Origin of the sequence: Streptomyces sp. NPDC001594, from assembly GCF_042893675.1 — a bacterium.
Classification (GTDB): Bacteria; Actinomycetota; Actinomycetes; order Streptomycetales; family Streptomycetaceae; genus Streptomyces.
This window is the reverse complement of the sequence record NZ_JBIAVB010000011.1, coordinates 91,033-112,664: the sequence shown is the minus strand read 5'-3', so window position 1 is coordinate 112,664 and position 21,632 is coordinate 91,033. Positions and strand designations below refer to the sequence as shown.

Below are 21,632 nucleotides of genomic sequence, written 5' to 3'. Positions count from 1 at the left end.
TGTGCTCGCGGGCGCCCCTGCCACAGGGGGATCGTCGTCCGCCGGGTGACACGGCTCTCGAATTCTCTACGGAAATCCGCACCGGCGACCTGTGGCGTCGTGCGAAGAAAGCAGACGAACTCATGTCTCACCTGCTCGATGGCGTCAACTCCGCCTCCCTGCGTACGGACGTCCCGGCCTTCCGCCCGGGTGACACGATCAACGTGCACGTCCGCGTGATCGAGGGCAACCGCTCCCGTATCCAGCAGTTCAAGGGTGTTGTCATCCGCCGCCAGGGCTCCGGCGTGTCGGAGACCTTCACGGTCCGCAAGGTCTCCTTCAGCGTCGGCGTGGAGCGTACCTTCCCGGTCCACTCCCCGATCTTCGAGAAGATCGAGCTCGTCACCCGCGGTGACGTGCGTCGCGCCAAGCTGTACTTCCTCCGTGAGCTCCGCGGCAAGGCCGCGAAGATCAAGGAGAAGCGCGACCGCTGATCTCCTCTCCGGGTCCACGGGAAGGCCGGATAGGCTCCACCCCGATGGACACCGAAGCAGAGCTCACACAGCGCGGCCGCTCCTCCCCCGCACCGGGGGAGGAGCGGCCGCGCTCTGCTGTTTCCAGGGCACGCGCCCTTCTGCGGACGCCCTGGCGCCGGGCCGGGGCGCTCGGCGTGGTCTGTGCGGTCTTCCTGCTACTGATCAGCAACTTCGTGGTCCAGCCCTTCCTGATCCCGAGCCGCTCGATGCAGCCGACCCTGAAGGTCGGCGACCGGATCCTGGTGAACAAGCTGGCGTACCGTTTCGGCGCGGTGCCGCAGCGCGGGGACGTGGTGGTCTTCGACGGCACCGGGTCCTTCGTACGGGAACCCGCCCGCGGCAACCCGGTCGGCGACGCCCTGCACGGGGCCGCCTCGGCGCTGGGGCTCGCGGAGCCCGCCGACACCGACTTCGTGAAGCGGGTCGTGGGGGTCGGCGGGGACGACGTGGTGTGCTGCGACGCGGGCGGCCGGATCCAGGTCAACGGGGTGTCGGTGGCGGAGCCGTACCTGTACCCCGGGGACGCCCCCTCGGAGGTGCCGTTCCGGATCGTGGTCCCGCTGGGGACCCTGTGGGTCATGGGCGACCACCGTTCCCAGTCCCGGGACTCGCGCGACCACCTGGGCGAGCCGGGCGGGGGGATGGTGCCGGTGGAGAAGGTCATCGGGCGGGCCGACTGGATCGGCTGGCCGGTGTCCCGCTGGGGCTCGCTGCCCCCGGCGCCCGCCACCGGGGGCCCGCGTGGGTAGCCGGGGGCGCCCGGCGGAGCCGGCGGAGGGCGGCGGACGGGCCCAGCGGCGCCGGCTGGCGCGCAAGCAGCGCCGGCGCAGGCGCACCCGGCGGGTCGGCGAGCTGCCGCTGCTGGTGGCGGTGGCCCTGTGCATAGCCCTGCTCCTCAAGACCTTCCTGGTCCAGGCGTTCTTCATCCCGTCCGGCTCGATGGAGCAGACGATCCGGATCGGCGACCGGGTGCTGGTGGACAAGCTGACCCCGTGGTTCGGCTCCAAGGTCGAACGGGGCGACGTCGTCGTCTTCAAGGACCCCGGAGGATGGCTCAAGGGCGAGGCGGCCCGGCCCGCCCCGGACCCGGCCGGCGTGAAGCAGATCAAGCAGACCCTGACCTTCATCGGCCTGCTGCCCTCCGCCGACGAGCAGGACCTGATCAAGCGCGTCATCGGCATCGGCGGCGACACCGTGGCCTGCTGCGACAACCGGGGACGGGTGACCGTCAACGGACGTCCGCTCGATGAGCCTTACGTGTCACCCGGGAACTCGCCCTCCGACATCCGCTTCGAGGTGCACGTGCCCGCCGGGCGCCTCTTCGTGATGGGCGACCACCGGGCCAACTCGGCCGACTCCCGCTACCACCTCGACGAGGCGTTCGAGGGCACCATCGACGAGAAGGGCGTGGTGGGACAGGCCGTGGTGATCGCCTGGCCGTTCGGACACTGGCGCCGGCTGGAGCAGCCCGCGACCTTCCTCGACGTTCCGGATCCCGTCCGCGCCGGGCGCCGGCAGCGGCCCGGCCGTCGCCGCCGGGGCACCGCGTTCGCATAGTGTGTTCCCGGTCTCCCGCGCCTTAGGGAACTCCCGCTCGTTAAGGGAGGGGAGGGCCCGCTCCCGATCCGGCGCGGGCGGTCGTTTCCGAGTGAGGAGTGGATGTGGGGGATGTGGCGGTAGGCGCTCGATCCGGACGCGATGAGGGCGAGGAGCGGCCGGACGATGCCGTCACGCACGAGACCGACGAGGCGGCTGCGGAGGAGAAGCAGCACCGTTCCTTCTGGAAGGAGCTCCCGCTCCTCATCGGCATCGCCCTGGTGCTGGCCCTGCTGATCAAGACCTTCCTGGTCCAGGCGTTCTCGATCCCGTCCGACTCGATGCAGAACACGCTGCAGCGCGGCGACCGGGTGCTCGTGGACAAGCTGACCCCCTGGTTCGGTTCGGAGCCCGAGCGCGGCGAGGTCGTCGTCTTCCACGACCCCGCGCACTGGCTGGAGGGGGAGCCCACCCCCGAGCCCAATGTCGTGCAGAAGGTCCTCAGCTGGATCGGCCTGATGCCGTCCGCCGAGGAGAAGGACCTGATCAAGCGGACCATCGCCATCGGCGGGGACACCGTGGAGTGCAAGCGGGGCGGCCCGGTCGTCGTCAACGGCAAGCCGCTGGACGAGCCGTACATCTTCCCCGGCAACACCCCCTGCGACGACGCCCCGTTCGGGCCGGTCACCGTGCCCAAGGGCAAGATCTGGGTGATGGGCGACCACCGCCAGAACTCCCAGGACTCCCGCTACCACATGCAGGACTCCACCCAGGGATTCGTGCCCGTCTCGGACGTCGTCGGGCGCGCCGTGGTCGTCGCCTGGCCGGTCACCCGCTGGGCCACCCTGCCGGTCCCGGACACCTTCGACCAGAAGGGCATCGACAAGCAGCTCCCGGCCCCGCTGCACTCCCCGCAGGCCTCCGGCCTCGGCGTGGCCGACGTCAACTCGGCGGCCCTGGGCCTCGTGGGCGCCGTGCCGATCGTCCTGTGGCGCCGGCGGAGGCTGACCAAGACGCCTACCGCCGGGTAGGGTGCCGCCCAGGCCGGCCATCGCCGGGTGGCGGCCATCTCCGGGTATGGGGGCGCACCAATGGGCGGAACGCAGGCAATACGCGCGAGCGGCAGAGACGGCCGCGGCGGGCTCGGCAACACGTTGTCGGGCATCGCCGTGGCCATCGGCTTCGCGTTCTTCCTCGGCGGCTTCGTCTGGGGCGCGCTGGTGTACCAGCCCTACACGGTCCCGACGAACTCCATGGTCCCCACCGTGCAGCCCGGTGACCGGGTGCTGGCGCAGCGGATCGGCGGCGCCGAGGTGCACCGTGGGGACGTGGTCGTCTTCAAGGACTCCCAGTGGAGCGACTCGCCCATGGTCAAGCGGGTCGTGGCCGTCGGCGGCGACACCGTCGGCTGCTGCGGGCAGGGCGGCCGCCTGACCGTGAACGGAAAGCCGCTGGAGGAGCCGTACGTGGACCAGGCCGGGCGCGACGCGCTGGCCGCGGGGACGACGAACTTCGAGGTCAAGGTGCCCGAGGGCAACCTCTTCCTGATGGGCGACCGGCGCTCGGGCTCCCTGGACTCGCGGGCCCACCTCCAGGACGCCGGCCAGGGGACGGTTCCCCGGTCGGCCGTCGTGGCCCGGGTCGACGCCCTGGCGTGGCCGAACACGAGGATGCTGGAGCGGCCGCAGGCCTTCGCCGCCCTGCCGGGCGGGACCTCGCAGCCCGGGCCGCTGCGGCTCCAGGTGGGCGCGGTGGTGGCCGGCGCCGCCCTCGTGGTCCTGGGGGCCGCCTACGGGCCGGTGGCCCGGGTCCTGGGGGGCGGACGGCGGCGGGGGCGCTCCGGTGGACGCTGAGGCGGGCGCGCGGCCGGCGCGGAAGGTCTCCCGGGTGATCCTGCTGGACCCCGAGGACCGGATCCTGCTGCTGCACGGCTTCGAGCCGGACGACCCCTCCGACACCTGGTGGTTCACCCCGGGCGGCGGGCTGGAGGGCGACGAGACCCGCGAGCAGGCCGCGCTGCGGGAGCTCGCGGAGGAGACGGGGATCACCGAGGTGGAGCTGGGGCCCGTGCTGTGGCACCGCTCCTGCTCCTTCCCCTTCGACGGCAGGCGCTGGGACCAGGACGAGTGGTACTTCCTGGCCCGGACGGCCCAGACCGGCATCGCGCCGACCGGGCTCACCGAGCTGGAACGGCGCAGCGTCACGGGGGCGAGATGGTGGACCTCCGAGGAACTTCTCGCGGCCCGTGAGACGGTGTACCCGACCAAGCTCGCCGGGCTGCTGAGGATGCTGCTCGACGACGGTCCCCCGGACGCTCCGGTGGTCCTGCCCCCGGAAATCGTTTAGGGGCGCACGGCGCTGGCGCACAATAGGGGGACGCACGGCTGAAGGGGAACATGCCATGAGCGCCGAGGACCTCGAGAAGTACGAGACCGAGATGGAGCTGAAGCTCTATCGGGAGTACCGCGACGTCGTCGGGCTGTTCAAGTACGTGATCGAGACGGAACGTCGTTTCTACCTCACCAACGACTACGAGATGCAGGTGCACTCGGTCCAGGGGGAGGTGTTCTTCGAGGTCACGATGGCCGACGCCTGGGTCTGGGACATGTACCGGCCCGCCCGGTTCGTCAAGCAGGTGCGGGTGCTGACCTTCAAGGACGTGAACATCGAGGAGCTCAACAAGAGCGACCTCGAACTGCCGGGCGGCTGATCCGGCCGGGGCCCTCACCCGCAGGGGTGAGTGGTCCGTCCACAACCCCGGAGTTTTCCACCAAGATCCACTCGGTGGGCCGGGACGCGCGATCGTCGGTGCCGGAGGTGGTGCCGGATGAACGCGAAGGGCGTGGCACGACAGGCATTGGGCCGGTACGGCGAGGAGCTCGCCGTCCGGCGGCTCACCGAGTCGGGGATGACGGTGATCGCCCGGAACTGGCGGTGCCGGGGCGGGGAGATCGACATCGTCGCGCGGGACGGGGACGCCCTCGTCGTGTGCGAGGTCAAGACCCGCCGCGCGGGGGACTTCGAACACCCCATGGCCGCCGTCCGGGCCGGCAAGGCCGAGCGGCTGCGCCGACTCGCCGGGCGCTGGCTCGCCGACCACGGGGGGCCGCCGCCGGGCGGGGTGCGGATCGACCTGGTCGGGGTCCTGCTGCCCAGGCGCGGCGCGCCCGTGGTGGAGCACGTCAGGGGGGCCGCCTGATGGGGTTCGCACGGGCCTGCTCGGTGGCCCTGGTGGGCGTCGAGGGCGTCGTCGTGGAGGTCCAGGCCGACCTCGAACCGGGCGTGGCGGCCTTCACCCTGGTGGGGCTGCCCGACAAGACCCTGGTCGAGAGCCGGGACCGGGTACGGGCCGCGGTGGTGAACTCCGGCGCGCCCTGGCCGCAGAAGAAGCTCACCGTCGGACTCAGCCCGGCCTCCGTGCCGAAGTCCGGGGCCCATTTCGACCTGGCCGTGGCGGCTGCCGTGCTGGGGGCCGCCGAGGTGGTCGACCCCGGGGCGATCGCCGACCTCGTGCTGATCGGGGAGCTGGGCCTGGACGGCCGGGTCCGTCCGGTGCGGGGGATCCTGCCGGCCGTGGTGGCCGCCGCCGAGGCGGGGTACCGGCAGGTGGTGGTGCCGCAGCAGTGCGCCGCCGAGGCCACCCTGGTCCCGGAGGTGTCGGTGCTGGGCGTGCGCAGCCTGCGGCAGCTGATCGCCGTGCTGACCGACGCGCCGGTACCCGAGGAGGACCCGCCGGAGACGGAGGGCCGCCCCGACCCGATGCTCGCCGGGCTGCTCCTGCCCGGCGCCGGATTCGGGGCGGGCCTGGCCCGGGGCGCGCAGGCGGGCCCGGACCTCCCCGACCTCGCCGACGTGGCCGGCCAGCACGGCGCCCGCCGGGCCCTGGAGGTGGCCGCCTCCGGGGGCCACCACCTCTTCCTCAACGGACCGCCCGGCGCCGGCAAGACGATGCTCGCCGAACGGCTGCCCGGGATCCTGCCGCCGCTCACCCGCCAGGACTCCCTGGAGGTGACGGCCGTCCACTCGGTCGCGGGAATCCTGCCGCCCGGCGAACCACTGGTCTCCCGGCCCCCCTACTGCGCCCCGCACCACTCGGCGACCATGCAGTCCCTGGTCGGCGGCGGCGCCGGGATCCCCCGGCCCGGAGCGGTCTCCCTGGCCCACAAAGGAGTGCTCTTCCTGGACGAGGCGGCCGAGTTCAGCGCCAAGGTCCTGGACGCCCTGCGCCAGCCCCTCGAAGCCGGGCACGTGGTCATCGCCCGGGCCGCCGGAGTGGTCCGGCTGCCCGCCCGCTTCCTCATGGTCCTCGCGGCCAACCCCTGCCCCTGCGGCCGGCACACCCTGAACGGGGCCGGCTGCGAGTGCCCCTCCTCCGTGATCCGGCGCTATCAGGGCAGGCTGTCGGGCCCGCTGCTCGACCGGGTCGACCTCAGGGTCGAGGTCGAGCCGGTCACCCGCTCCGACCTGCTGGGACGGGGAGGCCGGGGCGAGGGCACGCGGGCCGTCGCCGACCGGGTACGGGAGGCCCGGGAGCGGGCCGCCGCCCGGTACGGGGGCACCCCCTGGCGGCTCAACGCCGAGGTGCCCGGACACGAGCTGCGCACCCGCTGGCCGGCCGGGCCCGGCGCACTGGCGCAGGCCGAGCGGGAGATGGAGCGCGGGCTGCTCACCGCCCGGGGGCTGGACCGGGTGCTGCGGGTCGCCTGGACCGTGGCCGACCTGCGCGGCCGCGACCGCCCCGAGGCGCTGGACGCGGCCGTGGCGCTGGAATTGCGCACGGGTATCGCCCGCGGCGCGGCGGCGGCCCTGGGGGCGGGGCCGTGAGCGCCGCCGGGCCGCCGGAGCCCGCCCTCCTCGCCCGGGCGGCGCTGACCCGGGTCCTGGAGCCGGGCGACGAACACGGCGGGCGCTGGCTGCGGGAGCTCGGCCCCGTCGCCCTGATGCGGCACCTGACCGGCGCCGCGGAGGGGGCGGAGGCCGGCCGGCTGACCGGGGCGGGCCCCGAGCGGCTCGCCGGGTACCGCAGACGGGCGGCGCTCGCGGAGCCCGCGCGGGACCTGGCACGGGCCGCCGAGGAGGGCGTCCGGTTCGTCTGCCCGGGCACGCCGGAGTGGCCGACCCAGCTCGACGATCTCGGCGACGCCCGGCCCGTCGGACTCTGGCTGCGGGGCCGGCCGAACCTGCGGACCTGGGCGCTGCGCTCCGTCGCCGTGGTCGGGGCCCGCGCCTGCACCCCGTACGGGGCCCACATGGCGCAGGCCCTGGCCGCCGGGCTGGCCGAGCGGGGCTGGGTGGTGGTCTCCGGGGCGGCGTACGGGATCGACGGCGCGGCCCATCGCGGGGCGCTGGCCTCCGGCGGGGCCACGGCCGCGGTGCTGGCCTGCGGGGTGGACACCGTCTACCCCCGCGGACACGCCGGACTGCTCGGCCGGATCACCCGCCAGGGGCTGGTCCTCGGCGAGCTGCCGCCCGGCAGCCATCCCACGCCCAGCCGGTTCGTCCTGCGCAACCGCGTCATCGCCGCCCTCACCCGGGGGACCGTCGTCGTCGAGGCCGCCCGGCGCAGCGGCTCCCTGGTCACCGCCCGCCGCGCCCAGCAGCTGGGCCGCCTCACCATGGGCGTCCCCGGCCCCGCCACCAGCGGCCTCTCCGCCGGGGTGCACGAGCTGCTGCGGGGCGAGGCCGTCCTGGTCACCGACGCCGCCGAGGTGATCGAACTGGTCGGCGCCATCGGGGAGCTGGCCCCCGTGCGGCGCGGCCCCGTCCTCGCCCGCGACCTGCTCGACCCCGCGGCCGCGCGGGTACTCGAAGCCCTTCCCGCCGGCCGGCCCGCCGACGTGGAGGAGATCTCCCTCGCCGCGGGCACCGGCACCGATGAAGTCATCGGCAGACTGTACGAACTTCACTCTCTGGGGTTCGTCGAACGGCAGGGCGACGCCTGGTGGTTGACCCGCCCCGGACCGAAGGGAGGGGCGTAATCCGGAGCCGTCCGGCGAGGCGGTCGTTGACCTGGGGCGTTCCGGTGAAAGAGTGAAGGCGATGAGAGACGCGGTCTTCCCCGAGGCGGCCGCCCGGGCCGTGCGCGAGGCGCCGGTCCCGGGCCGCCCCCGCGGGTCCGGACGCACCTGCGCCCCTGCGGCATCCCGTACTCTTCGCGCACCGCGACACTTCCGTCACGCTACGCTCCCAAGGAATCCCGCTCCGGCAAAGGCGAAGCATGCCCCAGCACACCTCAGGGTCCGACCGCGCTTCGGTGCCACCCGCTGCCCGTGGCGGCGTGCGGTCCACCGAGCCCTCGTCCCTGGAGCTGCTCTGGCGCTCATACAAGGACTCCGGTGACGAGCGGCTGCGGGAGCAGCTGATCCTGCACTACTCGCCGCTGGTCAAGTACGTGGCGGGCCGGGTCAGCGTGGGCCTGCCGCCCAACGTGGAACAGGCCGACTTCGTCTCCTCCGGGGTCTTCGGCCTGATCGACGCGATCGAGAAGTTCGACATCGAGCGGTCCATCAAGTTCGAGACGTACGCGATCACCCGCATCCGCGGCGCGATGATCGACGAGCTGCGGGCGCTGGACTGGATCCCGCGCTCCGTCCGCCAGAAGGCCCGCGCCGTGGAGCGCGCCTACGCCACGCTGGAGGCCCAGCTGCGGCGCACCCCGACGGAGGGTGAGGTCGCCGGGGAGATGGGCATCGGGGTCGAGGACCTCCACACCGTCTTCAGCCAGTTGTCCCTGGCCAACGTGGTCGCCCTGGAGGAGCTGCTGCACGTCGGCGGGGAGGGCGGCGACCGTCTCTCCCTGATGGACACCCTGGAGGACACCGCCGCCGACGACCCGGTGGAGGTGGCCGAGGACCGGGAGCTGCGCCGGCTCCTCGCCCGGGCCATCAACACCCTCCCCGAACGGGAGAAGACCGTCGTGACCCTCTACTACTACGAGGGCCTCACCCTCGCCGAGATCGGCAACGTCCTGGGCGTCACCGAGAGCCGGGTCAGCCAGATCCACACCAAATCCGTGCTCCAGCTGCGCGCCAAACTCGCCGACGTCGGCCGCTGAGCCGCCCCCGGTACCGGATGGCCCCTGGAGCTTGCGCACCCTCCGTACAGTGGTGACGTGCCCAGGATTCGAGCGGCCTCCGTGGCCGAGCACCGGTCGATGCAGCGCGGCGCCCTGTTGGACGCGGCGCGTTCCCTGCTGTCGGAAGGCGGGACCGAGGCCCTGACCTTCCCCGCCCTCGCGGAGCGCACGGGTCTCGCCCGGTCCTCCGTGTACGAGTACTTCAAGTCGCGCGCGGCCGTCGTCGAAGAGCTGTGCGCCGTGGACTTCCCCGTGTGGGCCGCCGAGATCGAGACGGCCATGGAGGCCGCCCAGACCCCCGAGGGGAAGATCGAGGCGTACGTGCGCAGCCAGCTGGAGCTGGTCGGCGACCGCCGCCACCGGGCGGTGGTGGCCATCTCCGCAGGCGAGCTGGACGCCGGCGCGCGCGAGAAGATCCGCGCCGCGCACGGCGGCCTCGTCGCCCTGATCGGCGAGGCGCTGGACGCCCTCGGGCAGCCGGAACCGAGGCTGGCCGCCCTGCTCCTCCAGGGCGTCGTGGACGCCGCGGCCCGCCGGATCGAGCTGGGCGCCGCCGAGGACCCCGCCGTCATCACCGCCACGGCCGTCTCGATGGCCCTGCGCGGCCTCAGCGGCTGATCGCGGACGGCTCCGGCGCGGACGGCAGCAGCCGGGGCGTGGACCGGGGGAGCAGGGCCAGCGGGTTGCGGTAGGCGTCCTCGCCCGCCAGCAGCCCCCAGTGCAGACAGGGCCCCGGACAGTGGGAGCCCTCCGTGAGCACCGCCACCACCTGCCCCGCCGTGACCGCCTCCCCCTCCGCCACCAGCGGCCGCACCGGCTCGTAGGTGGTCCGCAGCCCGCCCGGAAGGGTGAGCGACAGCACCCCGCGCCCGGCGACCCGCCCCGCGAAGTGGACCCGTCCCGGCCCCACGGCCCGCACCCGCGCCCCCACCGGCGCCGACAGGTCCACCCCCCGGTGCCCCGCCGCGTACGGGGTCGGCGGCGGATCCCACCAGCGGGCGACGGACAGCGGCGCCGGCAGGGGCCGGACCGCCCGGAAGGCCCCCTCGGCGGGGACCGCGCCGGGAGCCGGGACCAGTGCCCCGGACAGCGCGAACAGCAGGGTGAGCAGCAGTGTCGTCGTCATGCGCCCAGGGTCCCGCGCGGAACCGGCGGCCCGCCCGCGCCTGTGGACGGGCGAAAGGGTGTGGACAAGGGCGTCACCCGGCATACCGCCGGGTCCCGTACACTTCTTGTGGCGATCCGGGTCACCGGGTCGACTTCGCACGCCCCAGCGCCGACCGGTTCCGGTCAGGCGACAGCGTCTCTCGGTCCCTTCATGGGGCAGGGCGCGGCGGGGCGTCAGGAACCAAAACCGAGAAACCAAGGAGATGGCCATGGCCGTCGTAACGATGCGGGAGCTGCTGGAGAGCGGCGTCCACTTCGGTCACCAGACCCGTCGCTGGAACCCGAAGATGAAGCGCTTCATCTTCACCGAGCGCAACGGCATCTACATCATCGACCTGCTCCAGTCGCTGTCGTACATCGACCGCGCCTACGAGTTCGTGAAGGAGACCGTCGCGCACGGCGGTTCCATCATGTTCGTCGGTACGAAGAAGCAGGCGCAGGAGGCCATCGCCGAGCAGGCGACCCGCGTCGGCATGCCGTACGTCAACCAGCGCTGGCTGGGCGGCATGCTCACCAACTTCTCCACCGTCTACAAGCGCCTCCAGCGTCTGAAGGAGCTTGAGGCGATCGACTTCGAGGACGTCGCGGCCTCGGGTCTCACCAAGAAGGAGCTCCTGGTCCTCTCCCGCGAGAAGACCAAGCTGGAGAAGACCCTCGGTGGTATCCGCGAGATGTCGAAGGTTCCCAGCGCCGTCTGGATCGTCGACACCAAGAAGGAGCACATCGCCGTCGGTGAGGCGCGCAAGCTGCACATCCCGGTCGTCGCGATCCTCGACACCAACTGCGACCCCGACGAGGTCGACTACAAGATCCCGGGCAACGACGACGCCATCCGCTCCGTCACCCTGCTCACCCGCGTGATCGCCGACGCCGTCGCCGAGGGCCTCATCGCCCGCTCCGGCGCTGCGACCGGTGACTCGAAGCCGGGCGAGAAGGCCGCCGCCGAGCCGCTCGCCGAGTGGGAGCGCGACCTGCTCGAGGGCGAGAAGAAGGCTGACGCCGAGGCCCCCGCGGCCGAGGCCCCCGCCGCCGAGGCCGCCCCGGCCGCCGAGGCTGCCGAGGCTGCCCCGGCCGCCGACGCCGAGCAGGCCTGACCCACTGAGAGCGCCCGGCGTTCATCCGCCGGGCACTCGCAGCACGGACGATGACGGCGGGGGAGCCGCGCCACGAGCGCGCTCCTCCGCCGTTCACCCGTAGATCTACGACTTCGAGAGAGAATCACAGACTCATGGCGAACTACACCGCCGCTGACGTCAAGAAGCTCCGCGAGCTCACCGGCGCCGGCATGCTGGACTGCAAGAACGCGCTCGTCGAGGCCGACGGCGACGTCACCAAGGCCAACGAGATCCTGCGCGTCAAGGGCCTGAAGGGTGTCGCCAAGCGCGAGGGCCGTTCCGCCGAGAACGGTGCCGTCACCTCCCTGATCTCCGAGGACGCCACCTCCGGCGTGCTCGTCGAGCTCAAGTGCGAGACCGACTTCGTGGCCAAGAGCCCGAAGTTCCTGGCCGTCGCCGACCAGCTCGCCGCCCACGTGGCCGCCACCAAGCCCGCCGACATCGAGGCGCTCCTCGCGTCCGAGATCGAGGCCGGCAAGACCGTCCAGGCGTTCGTGGACGAGGCCAACGCCAACCTCGGCGAGAAGATCGTCCTGGACCGCTTCGCGGCGTACGAGGGTGCGTTCGTCGCGTCCTACATGCACCGCACCATGCCCGACCTGCCCCCGCAGATCGGTGTCCTGGTCGAGCTGGACAAGGCCGACGCCGACCTGGCCAAGGGCATCGCCCAGCACATCGCCGCCTTCGCGCCGAAGTACCTCACCGCCGAGGACGTCCCGGCCGAGATCGTCGAGTCCGAGCGCCGCGTCGCCGAGGAGACCACCCGCGCCGAGGGCAAGCCCGAGGCCGCGATCGCCAAGATCGTCGAGGGTCGCGTCAACGGCTTCTTCAAGGACGCCACGCTGCTCGGCCAGCCGTACGCGCTGGACAACAAGAAGTCCGTCCAGAAGGTTCTGGACGAGGCCGGTGTCACCCTGAAGCGCTTCGCCCGCATCAAGGTCGGCATCTGAGTCCGTCCGTACACGACGGACACCGGACCCCGATAGGGTCTGAGGCAGTCGTCCACGCTTGCGCCGGACGACCGCAGATCTGACGAGGAGGCCATTGCCGCAGAGGGAACCGCGAGGACCCACCGGCAATGGCCTTCTTCGTATGTGCACGAGGAGATCTCCATGAATCAGGGCGTGGACCCCCACACCGCATCCCACGACAAGAGCGACCACGACAAGAAGGGTCGCCGCTTCATGCTGAAGCTGTCCGGCGAAGCCTTCTCCGGCGGCGGCGGGCTGGGTGTCGACCCTGACGTCGTGCACGCCATCGCCCGCGAGATCGCGGCCGTGGTCCGAGACGGCGCCGAGATCGCGATCGTCATCGGCGGCGGCAACTTCTTCCGCGGCGCCGAGCTCCAGCAGCGCGGCATGGACCGGGCCCGGTCCGACTACATGGGCATGCTCGGCACCGTCATGAACTGCCTCGCCCTCCAGGACTTCCTGGAGAAGGAGGGCATCGACAGCCGCGTCCAGACCGCCATCACCATGGGCCAGGTCGCGGAGCCGTACATCCCGCTGCGCGCCGTCCGCCACCTGGAGAAGGGCCGCGTCGTCATCTTCGGCGCCGGTATGGGCATGCCCTACTTCTCCACCGACACCACGGCCGCCCAGCGCGCCCTGGAGATCGACGCCGAGGCCCTCCTCATGGGCAAGAACGGCGTCGACGGGGTCTACGACTCCGACCCGAAGACCAACCCGGACGCGGTGAAGTTCGACGCGCTGGAGTACAACGAGGTGCTGTCCCGCGACCTCAAGGTCGCCGACGCCACGGCCATCACGCTCTGCCGCGACAACACGCTCCCGATCCTCGTCTTCGAGCTGCTCGCCGAAGGCAATATCGCCCGTGCCGTCAAGGGTGAGAAGATCGGCACGCTCGTGAGCGACCAGGGCACCCGGGCCTGAGCCCGTCGCACCGGGCCCTCCGGGGCCCGGTCCGGGCGGCCCGTTCCGCCCAGCCCCGCCTGAACCATCCATATCTGACATGCAGGAGCACGTGGTGATCGAAGAAATCCTCCTCGAGGCCGAGGAGAAGATGGAGAAGGCCGTCGTCGTCGCCAAGGAAGACTTCGCGGCGATTCGCACGGGCCGTGCGCACCCGGCGATGTTCAACAAGATCGTGGCGGACTACTACGGCGCCATCACGCCCATCAACCAGCTCGCCTCCTTCGCGGTGCCCGAGCCGCGCATGGCGATCGTGACGCCGTTCGACGCCTCCGCCCTGCGCAACATCGAGCAGGCGATCCGCGACTCCGACCTGGGCGTCAACCCGAGCAACGACGGCCGCATCATCCGGGTGACCTTCCCGGAGCTGACGCAGGACCGCCGCAAGGAGTTCATCAAGGTCGCCAAGACCAAGGCCGAGGACTCCCGCGTCTCCATCCGCTCCGTGCGCCGCAAGGCCAAGGACCAGCTCGACAAGCTGGTCAAGGACAAGGAGGCCGGCGAGGACGAGGTGCGCCGCGCCGAGAAGGAGCTCGACGACACCACCGCGAAGTACGTCACGCAGGTGGACGAGCTGCTCAAGCACAAGGAAGCCGAGCTCCTCGAGGTCTGATGAACGACTCTCCCTGGGCCGCTGAGCCGGTACCGGCGGGTCCCGCATACGATGCGCTGGTGGGCCCTCAGACTGCGCCCATGCCCATCGTGCCCGATGCCGCCGGCCGTGCGTTCGACGACCGGGAAGCACGCGATCGGGGGGCCGCCTTCACCGGCGGCCCCCCGCTCCGTACCGAGATGCCGTTGCAGGAGCCCATGCCCAGCCCCCCGCCCCCGCCTCCGCAGGCACCGCAGGACGCCTCGCCCCCACCGCAGAAGAAGCGCGCGGGGCGGGACCTGCGTGCCGCCATAGGGGTCGGCGTCGGCCTCGGCGCGGTGATCTTCGCCTCGCTGTTCATCGTGAAGGCCGTCTTCGTCGGCGTGATCGTCGTCGCCGTCGTCGTCGGCCTGTGGGAGCTCACCTCCCGGCTCCAGGAGAAGAAGGGCATCAAGGCACCGCTGGTCCCGCTCGCGGTCGGCGGCGCTGCGATGGTCATCGCCGGCTACGTCCGGGGGGCCGAGGGCGCCTGGGTCGCCATGCCCCTGACCGCGCTGGCGGTCCTCGTCTGGCGGATGACGGAACCGCCCGAGGACTACCTCAAGGACGTCACCGCGGGCGTCTTCGCGGCGTTCTACGTGCCCTTCCTGGCCACGTTCGTCGCCATGCTGCTCACGGCCGAGGACGGCCCGCAGCGGGTGGTGACCTTCCTGCTGCTGACCGTCGTCAGCGACACGGGGGCCTACGCCGTCGGCTGGCGCTTCGGCAAGCACAAGCTCGCCCCCCGCATCAGCCCCGGCAAGACCCGCGAGGGCCTGTTCGGCGCGGTCGCCTTCGCGATGGCGGCAGGCGCGCTGTGCATGGAGTTCCTCATCGACGGCGGCTCCTGGTGGCAGGGCCTGCTGCTGGGCCTGGCCGTCGCGGTCAGCGCCACCCTGGGCGACCTCGGCGAGTCGATGATCAAGCGTGACCTGGGCATCAAGGACATGGGCACGCTGCTCCCGGGCCACGGAGGCATCATGGACCGCCTCGACTCCCTGCTGCCGACGGCCCCGGTGGTGTGGCTGTTGCTGGCGGCCTTCGTCGGCACCGGCTGACGGGTTCGGGCCGGGTTATCCTGGAGGGCGCGCCGTGTTCGCACGGCGCGCCCTTTCCGTCCGGCGGCCGAGCCGCAGCGGACCGGCCCTGCACGCGCGGGGTGACCCCCACCCCGTCGTACCGAGGAGTACCGCATGGCCCCCCGTCCCGCTCCCGGTGAGCTCACCTTCGTCGCCCCGCGCGGCGCCAAGAAGCCGCCCCGGCACCTCGCCGACCTCACCCCCGCCGAGCGCCGCGAGGCGGTCGCCGCGATCGGTGAGAAGCCGTTCCGGGCCAAGCAGCTCTCCCAGCACTACTTCGCCCGCTACGCCCACGACCCGGCGGAGTGGACGGACATCCCCGCGGCCTCGCGCGAGAAGCTCCAGCAGGAGCTGCTCCCCGACCTGATGAACGTCATCCGGCACATCAGCTGCGACGACGACACCACCCGCAAGACCCTGTGGAAGCTCCACGACGGCACCCTCGTCGAGTCCGTCCTGATGCGCTACCCCGACCGGGTCACCATGTGCATCTCCTCGCAGGCCGGCTGCGGCATGAACTGCCCGTTCTGCGCCACCGGCCAGGCCGGCCTCGACCGCAACCTCTCCACCGCCGAGATCGTGCACCAGATCGTCGACGGCATGCGCGCCCTGCGCGACGGCGAGGTCCCCGGCGGCCCGGCCCGTCTGTCCAACATCGTCTTCATGGGCATGGGCGAGCCGCTCGCGAACTACAACCGCGTCGTCGGCGCCATCCGCCGCCTCACCGACCCCGAGCCCGACGGCCTGGGCCTGTCGCAGCGCGGCATCACCGTCTCCACCGTCGGCCTGGTCCCGGCCATGCTGCGGTTCGCCGACGAGGGCTTCAAGTGCCGCCTCGCCGTCTCCCTGCACGCCCCGGACGACGAGCTGCGCGACACCCTCGTCCCCGTGAACACCCGCTGGAAGGTCCGCGAGGTTCTCGACGCGGCCTGGGAGTACGCCGAGAAGTCCGGCCGCCGGATCTCCATCGAGTACGCCCTGATCCGCGACATCAACGACCAGGCCTGGCGCGGCGACCTGCTCGGCCGCCTGCTCAAGGGCAAGCGCGTGCACGTCAACCTGATCCCGCTGAACCCGACGCCCGGCTCGAAGTGGACCGCCTCGCGCCCCGAGGACGAGAAGGCCTTCGTGGAGGCCATCGCCCGCCACGGCGTGCCCGTGACCGTGCGGGACACCCGCGGCCAGGAGATCGACGGAGCGTGCGGACAGCTCGCCGCGAGCGAGCGGTAGGCTGGCCCGCGTACATCATCTGCATATTCCGACAGGGGAGCGCCACAGCGCTGAGAGTGCGGTAACCGTCAGGCCGCAGACCCTCTGAACCTCGCCCAGGTCATTCTGGGTAGGAAGTTCGGTCACCACCTCAAGCTGTTGCGCCCTGCCCGGGCGCCCCGCTCCACTGAGCGCCCGGGCAGGGCCGCGTCTTCTCCTGGTCATACCCAGGAGGAATCGATCGTGAGCACCACCCAGAAGATCGCGGGGGCGGCACTGGCCGCGGCCCTCGGCGTCACCACGCTGACCGCGTGCGGCGGCGGAACCAAGGACGCGGGCGGGGCCGCCGCGAGCGGCTCGCCGAAGTCCAAGACCGTCACCCTCGTCTCCCACGACTCCTTCAACGTGACCGACTCGGTCCTCAAGGAGTTCGAGCAGCAGAGCGGCTACACCGTCAAGGTCCTGAAGTCCGGGGACGCCGGCGCCGCCCTCAACCAGGAGATCCTCACCAAGGGCTCCCCGCGCGGCGACGTCTTCTTCGGTGTCGACAACACGCTCCTCTCGCGCGCCCTCGACAACGGGATCTTCACCCCCTACGAGGCCAAGGGCCTGGCCGAGGTCAAGCCCGAGTTCGTCCTCGACAAGCAGCACCGCGTCACCCCGGTCGACTCCGGCGACATCTGCGTCAACTACGACAAGGCGTACTTCGCCGACAAGAAGATCGCCCCGCCGCAGACGCTGGACGACCTGCTCAAGCCGGAGTACAAGAACCTGCTGGTCACCGAGAACGCCGCGACCTCGTCGCCCGGCCTCGGCTTCCTCCTCGCCTCCGTCGGCAAGTATGGGGATGGGGGCACCTCCCAGGGCGAAGCCTCTGGGGGAGGTTGGAAGGATTACTGGAGCAAGCTCAAGGCCAACGGCGTCGAAGTGGTCGACGGCTGGGAGCAGGCCTACAACGAGCGCTTCTCCGGCTCCGCCGGCGGCAAGAAGGCCAAGGGCGACCGCCCGCTGGTCGTCTCCTACGCCTCCAGCCCGCCGGTCGAGGTCCTCTACGGCGAGCCCCAGCCGGCCGAGGCACCCACGGGCGTGGCCACCGGCACCTGCTTCCGCCAGGTCGAGTTCGCGGGCCTGCTGAAGGGCGCGAAGAACGAGGAGGGCGGCAAGGCCCTCATCGACTTCCTGATCGGCAAGAAGTTCCAGGAGGACATGCCGCTCCAGATGTTCGTGAACCCGGTGGTCAAGGACGCGAAGCTGCCGGAGGTGTTCACCAAGCACGGCGTGGTCGTCGAGAAGCCGGAGAACGTGGCCCCCGAGGCCATCGCGAAGAACCGTGACCAGTGGGTCAAGGCATGGTCCTCGATCGTCGTGAAGTAGCACGCGACGGCTCCCCGGAGGAGGGCGGGCGGGCGACCGCCGTCAGGCTGGCCCTGATGGCCGTGCCGCTCGCCTTCTTCGGGCTGTTCTTCGCCTGGCCCGTGGCCGCCATCGTCGGCCGCGGGTTCGAGACGGACGCGGGCTGGCGGTTCGGCCGGATCGGCGAGGTGCTCGCCCAGCCGGACATCGCCGGTGTGCTCTGGTTCACCACCTGGCAGGCGCTCGCCTCGACGGCGCTCACCCTGATCGTCGCGCTGCCCGGCGCGTACGTCTTCGCGCGGTTCTCGTTCCCCGGCAAGCAGTTGCTGCGCGCCCTGGTCACCGTTCCCTTCGTGCTGCCGACCGTGGTCGTCGGCACGGCCTTCCTGGCCCTGGTCGGCCGGAACGGGCTGCTGGACGAAGTGTGGGGCGTCCGGCTGGACACCACCGTGTGGGCGATCCTGCTCGCCCACGTCTTCTTCAACTACGCCGTCGTCGTCCGCACGGTCGGCGGGCTGTGGGCGCAGCTGGACCCGCGCCAGGAGGAGGCCGCCCGGGTGCTGGGCGCCGGGCGGTTCGCGGCCTGGCGGCGGGTGACCCTGCCCGCGCTGGCCCCGGCGGTGGCCGCGGCCGCGCTGATGGTGTTCCTGTTCACCTTCAGCTCCTTCGGCGTCGTGCAGATCCTCGGGGGGCCCTCGTACGCCACCCTGGAGGTCGAGGTCTACCGGCAGACGGCGCAGCTGCTGGACCTGCCGACGGCCGCGGTGCTGACGCTGGTCCAGTTCGCCGCCGTCGGGGTGATCCTCGGGGTGCACGCCTGGACCGTGCGCCGGAGGGAGACGGCCCTGCGGCTGGTCGACCCCGCGCGGACCGCGCACCCGCCGCGCGGCTGGGCGCAGCGGGGGCTGCTGGGCGGGGTGCTGCTGACGGTGGCGCTGCTGATCGTCGCCCCGCTCGCGGTGCTGGTGGAGCGGTCGCTGGACGCCCCCGGCGGGTACGGGTTCGGTTTCTACCGGGCGCTCCAGGAGGCCGGTGCGGGCGGCGGAACCTTTCTGGTGCCGCCGCTGGAGGCCATCTGGAACTCCCTGCAGTACGCGCTCGCCGCCACGGCCATCGCCCTGGCCGTCGGCGGCCTCGCGGCGGCGGCGCTGGCCCGGCGGGCGGGCCGCTTCGTCCGGGGCTTCGACGCGCTGCTGATGCTGCCGCTCGGGGTGTCCGCCGTGACGGTGGGCTTCGGGTTCCTGATCACCCTCGACCGGCCGCCCCTGGACCTGCGGACCTCCTGGATCCTGGTGCCGCTGGCCCAGGCGCTGGTCGGGGTGCCGTTCGTGGTGCGGACCATGCTGCCGGTGCTGCGGGCGGTCGACGGACGGCTGCGGGAGGCCGCGGCCGTGCTCGGCGCCTCGCCGCTGCGGGTCTGGCGGGAGGTGGACCTGCCCCTGGTGCGGCGGGCGGTGCTGATCGCGGCGGGCTTCGCCTTCGCGGTCTCGCTGGGCGAGTTCGGGGCGACGGTGTTCATCGCCCGGCCGGACCGTCCGACGCTGCCGGTGGCCGTGGCCCGGCTGCTGGGGCGGGCCGGTGAGATGAACTACGGGCAGGCGATGGCCCTGAGCACGATTCTGATGCTGGTGTGCGCGGTGTCCCTGCTGGTGCTGGAGCGGCTGCGACCCGACAAGACCTCGGGAGAGTTCTGATGACCCTGCTCCGGCTCGAAGGGGTGACGGTCCGCTTCGGTGACCGGGCGGTGGTGGACGCGGTGGACCTGGAGGTCGCCGAGCACGAGACCGTCTGCGTGCTGGGGCCGAGCGGCAGCGGCAAGTCCACCCTGCTGCGGGTGGTGGCCGGGCTGCAGCCGCCCACCGCCGGACGGGTGCTGCTCGGCGGCGCCGACCAGGCCGGGGTGCCGGTGCACCGGCGGGGGGTGGGGCTGATGTTCCAGGACCACCAGCTGTTCCCGCACCGCGACGTCGGCGGGAACGTCGCCTTCGGCCTGCGCGTGCGGGGCGGCTCGGCGAAGGCGGAGCAGAAGGAGCGGGTCGCCCGGCTCTTGGACCTGGTCGGGCTCCCCGGCGCCCAGGGCCGGGCCGTGGCCTCCCTGTCGGGCGGTGAGCAGCAGCGGGTCGCCCTGGCCCGGGCGCTGGCCCCCTCGCCCCGGCTGCTGATGCTGGACGAGCCGCTCGGCCAGCTGGACCGGGGGCTGCGCGAGCGGCTGGTGGTCGAGCTCCAGGGGCTGTTCTCCCGGCTGGGCACCACCGTGCTGGCCGTCACCCACGACCAGGGCGAGGCCTTCGCGCTGGCCGACCGGGTGGTGGTGATGCGGGACGGGCGGATCGCGCAGGCGGGAACCCCGCTGGAGGTGTGGCGGCGTCCGGCCTCGGAGTTCGTGGCGCGGTTCCTCGGCTTCGAGAACGTGGTCCCGGCCACCGTCACCGGGGGCGCTGCCGCCACCCCGTGGGGGAAGGTCCCGGTGCCGGAGGGCTCTCCCGAGGGGGAGCAGCGGCTGCTGGTGCGGCCGGCCGGGGTGGTGCCGTGCGCGGCCGGGCTGGACTGCGTGGTGGAGTCCCGTACCTTCCGCGGGACGCACGTGGCCCTGCTGCTGCGGCCCGAGGAGGGGCCCGTGCTGGAGGCGGAGTGCGATCTGGCCGCCGCGCCGGCCGTGGGGGACCGGATCGCGGTGGCCTTCACGCCCTCCGAGGTGGTCGTCCTCCCGTCGGCCTGAGCCGCCGCTTCCGGGGCCGCTTGCGGGGCCGGGCCGCCGGGAGGCCGGGTCAGGCAGCCCGGATGCCGTCGACGGCGATCGGCAGGTGGCGCGGGCCGCGCAGGACCGCGTTCTGCCGGTAGGGCGGCGGGTCCTCCAGCAGCCGCGGGTTCTCCAGCCTGCGGGCCAGCTCGCGCAGTGCCAGCGCCGCCTCCAGCCGGGCCAGCGGCGCCCCGAAGCAGCTGTGGATGCCGCTCCCCAGGCCCAGGTGCTGGACGTCCGGGCGGTCCGGGTCGAAGCGGTCCGGGTCCTCGAACCGCTTGGGGTCGCGGTTGCCGGAGGCCAGGATCAGCCAGAGCGAGGAGCCCTTGGGCACGGTCACCCCCGCGATGTCGACGTCCGTGAGGGTGCTGCGCTGCGGGAGCAGCTGCACCGGCGGTTCGAAGCGCAGCAGCTCCTCCACCATCGGTACCGCCAGGTCGGGCTCGGAGCGCAGCCGCTCCAGGTGCTGCGGGTTGCGCAGCAGGGTGAGCATGCCGTTCGTGATCAGGTTGACGGTGGTCTCGTGCCCGGCGATCAGCAGCAGCGCCGCGGTGCTGAGCACCTCCATCGTGCTCATCGTGCCGTCCGGCCCCTGTCCCGTCGCCAGCTCCGAGAGCATGTCCCCGGTGGGGTTCTTGCGCCGCTCCTCGATCAGCCCGGCCAGGTACATGCCGAGCTCCATCCGGGCGCCCTCGGTCTTCTTGGCGCGCTCGGCGGGATCGGCGTCCGGGTCGGGGTCCAGGCTCGCGGCCAGGGTGTCGGCCCAGACGTGGAAGCGGGCCTCGTCCTCGGGCGGCACGCCCAGCAGCCGGCAGATGACGGTCACCGGGAAGGGGTACGAGAACTCCTCGACCAGGTCGATCCGGTTCGGGTCGCCCTTCGCGGCGACGGTGTCGATCAGCCCCGTGACGATGCCGCCGAGCTCGCCGCGCATCTGCTCGACCCGGCGCGGGGAGTGCGGCGGACCGAAGGGCCGGTTGGTCATCCGGCGCAGCCGGTCGTGGTCGGGCGGGTCCAGCTTCAGGAACGAGGGGGGCAGGACGGCGCTCTCGCCCTCCTCGGCCTGGTTCAGGGGGTCGCCCGCCGCCGAGGTCAGGTTGCGGGCGTCGGAGCTGATGCGCGGGTCGTGGAGCAGGCCCTTGATCTCGTGGTAGGTGCTCACGACGTAGGGGCCTTCCCCGTCGTGGAACACCGGGGTCTCGCGGAGTTCCGCGTACAGCGGATACGGGTCGGCGCGGCTGGAGTAGTCGAGGATCTGCCGCAGGATGCCTTGGGTCATGA

Annotated in this window: 23 protein-coding genes and 1 riboswitch; of the genes, 21 read left to right on the top strand and 2 right to left on the bottom strand. The window is 72.4% G+C overall.

The genetic code is table 11. The features are described 5' to 3' along the window. Positions 1-122: 122 nt before the first annotated feature. The 12 genes from rplS to ACFY0O_RS22360 all read left to right on the top strand — a co-directional run bounded on the left by rplS (position 123) and on the right by ACFY0O_RS22360 (position 9,744). Positions 123-473 (top strand): 50S ribosomal protein L19, encoded by a 351-nt coding sequence (gene rplS, locus ACFY0O_RS22415; protein ID WP_079429989.1) that lies wholly within the window; start codon positions 123-125, stop codon positions 471-473. Between the two features lie 44 nt (positions 474-517). Further along, complete coding sequence (gene lepB / locus ACFY0O_RS22410) at positions 518-1,264, top strand: signal peptidase I (RefSeq protein ID WP_388949100.1); 747 nt, start codon at positions 518-520, stop codon at positions 1,262-1,264. Then, positions 1,257-2,072, top strand: a complete 816-nt coding sequence (gene lepB / locus ACFY0O_RS22405; RefSeq protein ID WP_388949097.1) for a signal peptidase I — start codon at positions 1,257-1,259, stop codon at positions 2,070-2,072. Before lepB (ACFY0O_RS22410) ends, lepB (ACFY0O_RS22405) begins: the two co-directional genes overlap by 8 nt. Before the next feature lie 113 nt (positions 2,073-2,185). Continuing rightward, a complete protein-coding gene (gene lepB, locus ACFY0O_RS22400; protein ID WP_358892698.1) occupies positions 2,186-3,082 on the top strand; it encodes a signal peptidase I in 897 nt (298 codons plus the stop codon). Positions 3,083-3,142: 60 nt separating this feature from the next. Next, complete coding sequence (gene lepB / locus ACFY0O_RS22395; RefSeq protein ID WP_388949095.1) at positions 3,143-3,904, top strand: signal peptidase I; 762 nt, start codon at positions 3,143-3,145, stop codon at positions 3,902-3,904. Continuing rightward, positions 3,894-4,397, top strand: a complete 504-nt coding sequence (locus ACFY0O_RS22390) for an NUDIX hydrolase (protein WP_388949092.1) — start codon at positions 3,894-3,896, stop codon at positions 4,395-4,397. The genes lepB (ACFY0O_RS22395) and ACFY0O_RS22390 overlap by 11 nt, the downstream gene beginning before the upstream one ends. Before the next feature lie 55 nt (positions 4,398-4,452). After that, positions 4,453-4,761: a DUF2469 domain-containing protein gene (locus tag ACFY0O_RS22385; RefSeq protein WP_014675276.1), complete on the top strand. Its 309-nt coding sequence runs from the start codon at positions 4,453-4,455 to the stop codon at positions 4,759-4,761. Positions 4,762-4,878: 117 nt separating this feature from the next. Next, on the top strand, positions 4,879-5,250 hold the full coding sequence (locus ACFY0O_RS22380) for a YraN family protein (RefSeq protein ID WP_079429995.1): 372 nt from the start codon (positions 4,879-4,881) through the stop codon (positions 5,248-5,250). Further along, entirely contained in the window at positions 5,250-6,875 is a 1,626-nt protein-coding gene (locus tag ACFY0O_RS22375) for a YifB family Mg chelatase-like AAA ATPase (RefSeq protein ID WP_388949090.1), read from the top strand. The genes ACFY0O_RS22380 and ACFY0O_RS22375 overlap by 1 nt, the downstream gene beginning before the upstream one ends. Next, complete coding sequence (gene dprA, locus ACFY0O_RS22370) at positions 6,872-8,029, top strand: DNA-processing protein DprA (protein ID WP_388949087.1); 1,158 nt, start codon at positions 6,872-6,874, stop codon at positions 8,027-8,029. Before ACFY0O_RS22375 ends, dprA begins: the two co-directional genes overlap by 4 nt. Before the next feature lie 239 nt (positions 8,030-8,268). Next, positions 8,269-9,105: an RNA polymerase sigma factor WhiG gene (gene whiG, locus ACFY0O_RS22365; protein ID WP_358892693.1), complete on the top strand. Its 837-nt coding sequence runs from the start codon at positions 8,269-8,271 to the stop codon at positions 9,103-9,105. Between the two features lie 81 nt (positions 9,106-9,186). Then, positions 9,187-9,744, top strand: a complete 558-nt coding sequence (locus ACFY0O_RS22360; RefSeq protein WP_388949457.1) for a TetR/AcrR family transcriptional regulator — start codon at positions 9,187-9,189, stop codon at positions 9,742-9,744. Here the strand turns inward: ACFY0O_RS22360 and ACFY0O_RS22355 are convergent. Next, on the bottom strand, positions 9,734-10,252 hold the full coding sequence (locus ACFY0O_RS22355) for a M23 family metallopeptidase (protein WP_388949084.1): 519 nt from the start codon (positions 10,250-10,252) through the stop codon (positions 9,734-9,736). The genes ACFY0O_RS22360 and ACFY0O_RS22355 overlap by 11 nt on opposite strands. A gap of 250 nt (positions 10,253-10,502) precedes the next feature. Between ACFY0O_RS22355 and rpsB the strand changes: the two genes are divergently transcribed. The 9 genes from rpsB (at position 10,503) to ACFY0O_RS22310 (ending at position 20,330) form a co-directional block, all read left to right on the top strand. Further along, positions 10,503-11,387 carry a 30S ribosomal protein S2 gene (rpsB, locus tag ACFY0O_RS22350; protein ID WP_388949081.1) on the top strand — a complete coding sequence of 295 codons (885 nt, stop codon included), beginning with the start codon at positions 10,503-10,505 and terminating at the stop codon, positions 11,385-11,387. 134 nt (positions 11,388-11,521) lie between these two features. After that, the gene (gene tsf / locus ACFY0O_RS22345) at positions 11,522-12,358 is read left to right on the top strand and encodes a translation elongation factor Ts (protein ID WP_358892690.1); all 837 of its coding nucleotides are present in this window, start codon (positions 11,522-11,524) and stop codon (positions 12,356-12,358) included. 162 nt (positions 12,359-12,520) lie between these two features. Further along, the gene (gene pyrH, locus ACFY0O_RS22340; RefSeq protein WP_351884069.1) at positions 12,521-13,300 is read left to right on the top strand and encodes a UMP kinase; all 780 of its coding nucleotides are present in this window, start codon (positions 12,521-12,523) and stop codon (positions 13,298-13,300) included. 94 nt (positions 13,301-13,394) lie between these two features. Then, the gene (gene frr, locus ACFY0O_RS22335; RefSeq protein ID WP_388949078.1) at positions 13,395-13,952 is read left to right on the top strand and encodes a ribosome recycling factor; all 558 of its coding nucleotides are present in this window, start codon (positions 13,395-13,397) and stop codon (positions 13,950-13,952) included. After that, the gene (locus tag ACFY0O_RS22330) at positions 13,952-15,028 is read left to right on the top strand and encodes a phosphatidate cytidylyltransferase (protein ID WP_388949075.1); all 1,077 of its coding nucleotides are present in this window, start codon (positions 13,952-13,954) and stop codon (positions 15,026-15,028) included. Before frr ends, ACFY0O_RS22330 begins: the two co-directional genes overlap by 1 nt. Before the next feature lie 135 nt (positions 15,029-15,163). Beyond that, positions 15,164-16,279: a 23S rRNA (adenine(2503)-C(2))-methyltransferase RlmN gene (gene rlmN, locus ACFY0O_RS22325; RefSeq protein ID WP_358892685.1), complete on the top strand. Its 1,116-nt coding sequence runs from the start codon at positions 15,164-15,166 to the stop codon at positions 16,277-16,279. Between the two features lie 23 nt (positions 16,280-16,302). After that, positions 16,303-16,413: riboswitch (TPP riboswitch) on the top strand. 88 nt (positions 16,414-16,501) lie between these two features. Continuing rightward, positions 16,502-17,632 (top strand): thiamine ABC transporter substrate binding subunit, encoded by a 1,131-nt coding sequence (locus ACFY0O_RS22320; RefSeq protein WP_388949072.1) that lies wholly within the window; start codon positions 16,502-16,504, stop codon positions 17,630-17,632. Between the two features lie 56 nt (positions 17,633-17,688). After that, positions 17,689-19,305: an ABC transporter permease gene (locus ACFY0O_RS22315; protein WP_388949456.1), complete on the top strand. Its 1,617-nt coding sequence runs from the start codon at positions 17,689-17,691 to the stop codon at positions 19,303-19,305. Next, positions 19,305-20,330 carry an ABC transporter ATP-binding protein gene (locus tag ACFY0O_RS22310; protein WP_388949069.1) on the top strand — a complete coding sequence of 342 codons (1,026 nt, stop codon included), beginning with the start codon at positions 19,305-19,307 and terminating at the stop codon, positions 20,328-20,330. The genes ACFY0O_RS22315 and ACFY0O_RS22310 overlap by 1 nt, the downstream gene beginning before the upstream one ends. 49 nt (positions 20,331-20,379) lie before the next feature. On the opposite strand, the gene ACFY0O_RS22305 is transcribed toward ACFY0O_RS22310, so the two are convergent. After that, complete coding sequence (locus ACFY0O_RS22305) at positions 20,380-21,630, bottom strand: cytochrome P450 (RefSeq protein ID WP_388949066.1); 1,251 nt, start codon at positions 21,628-21,630, stop codon at positions 20,380-20,382. Positions 21,631-21,632 lie beyond the last annotated feature (2 nt).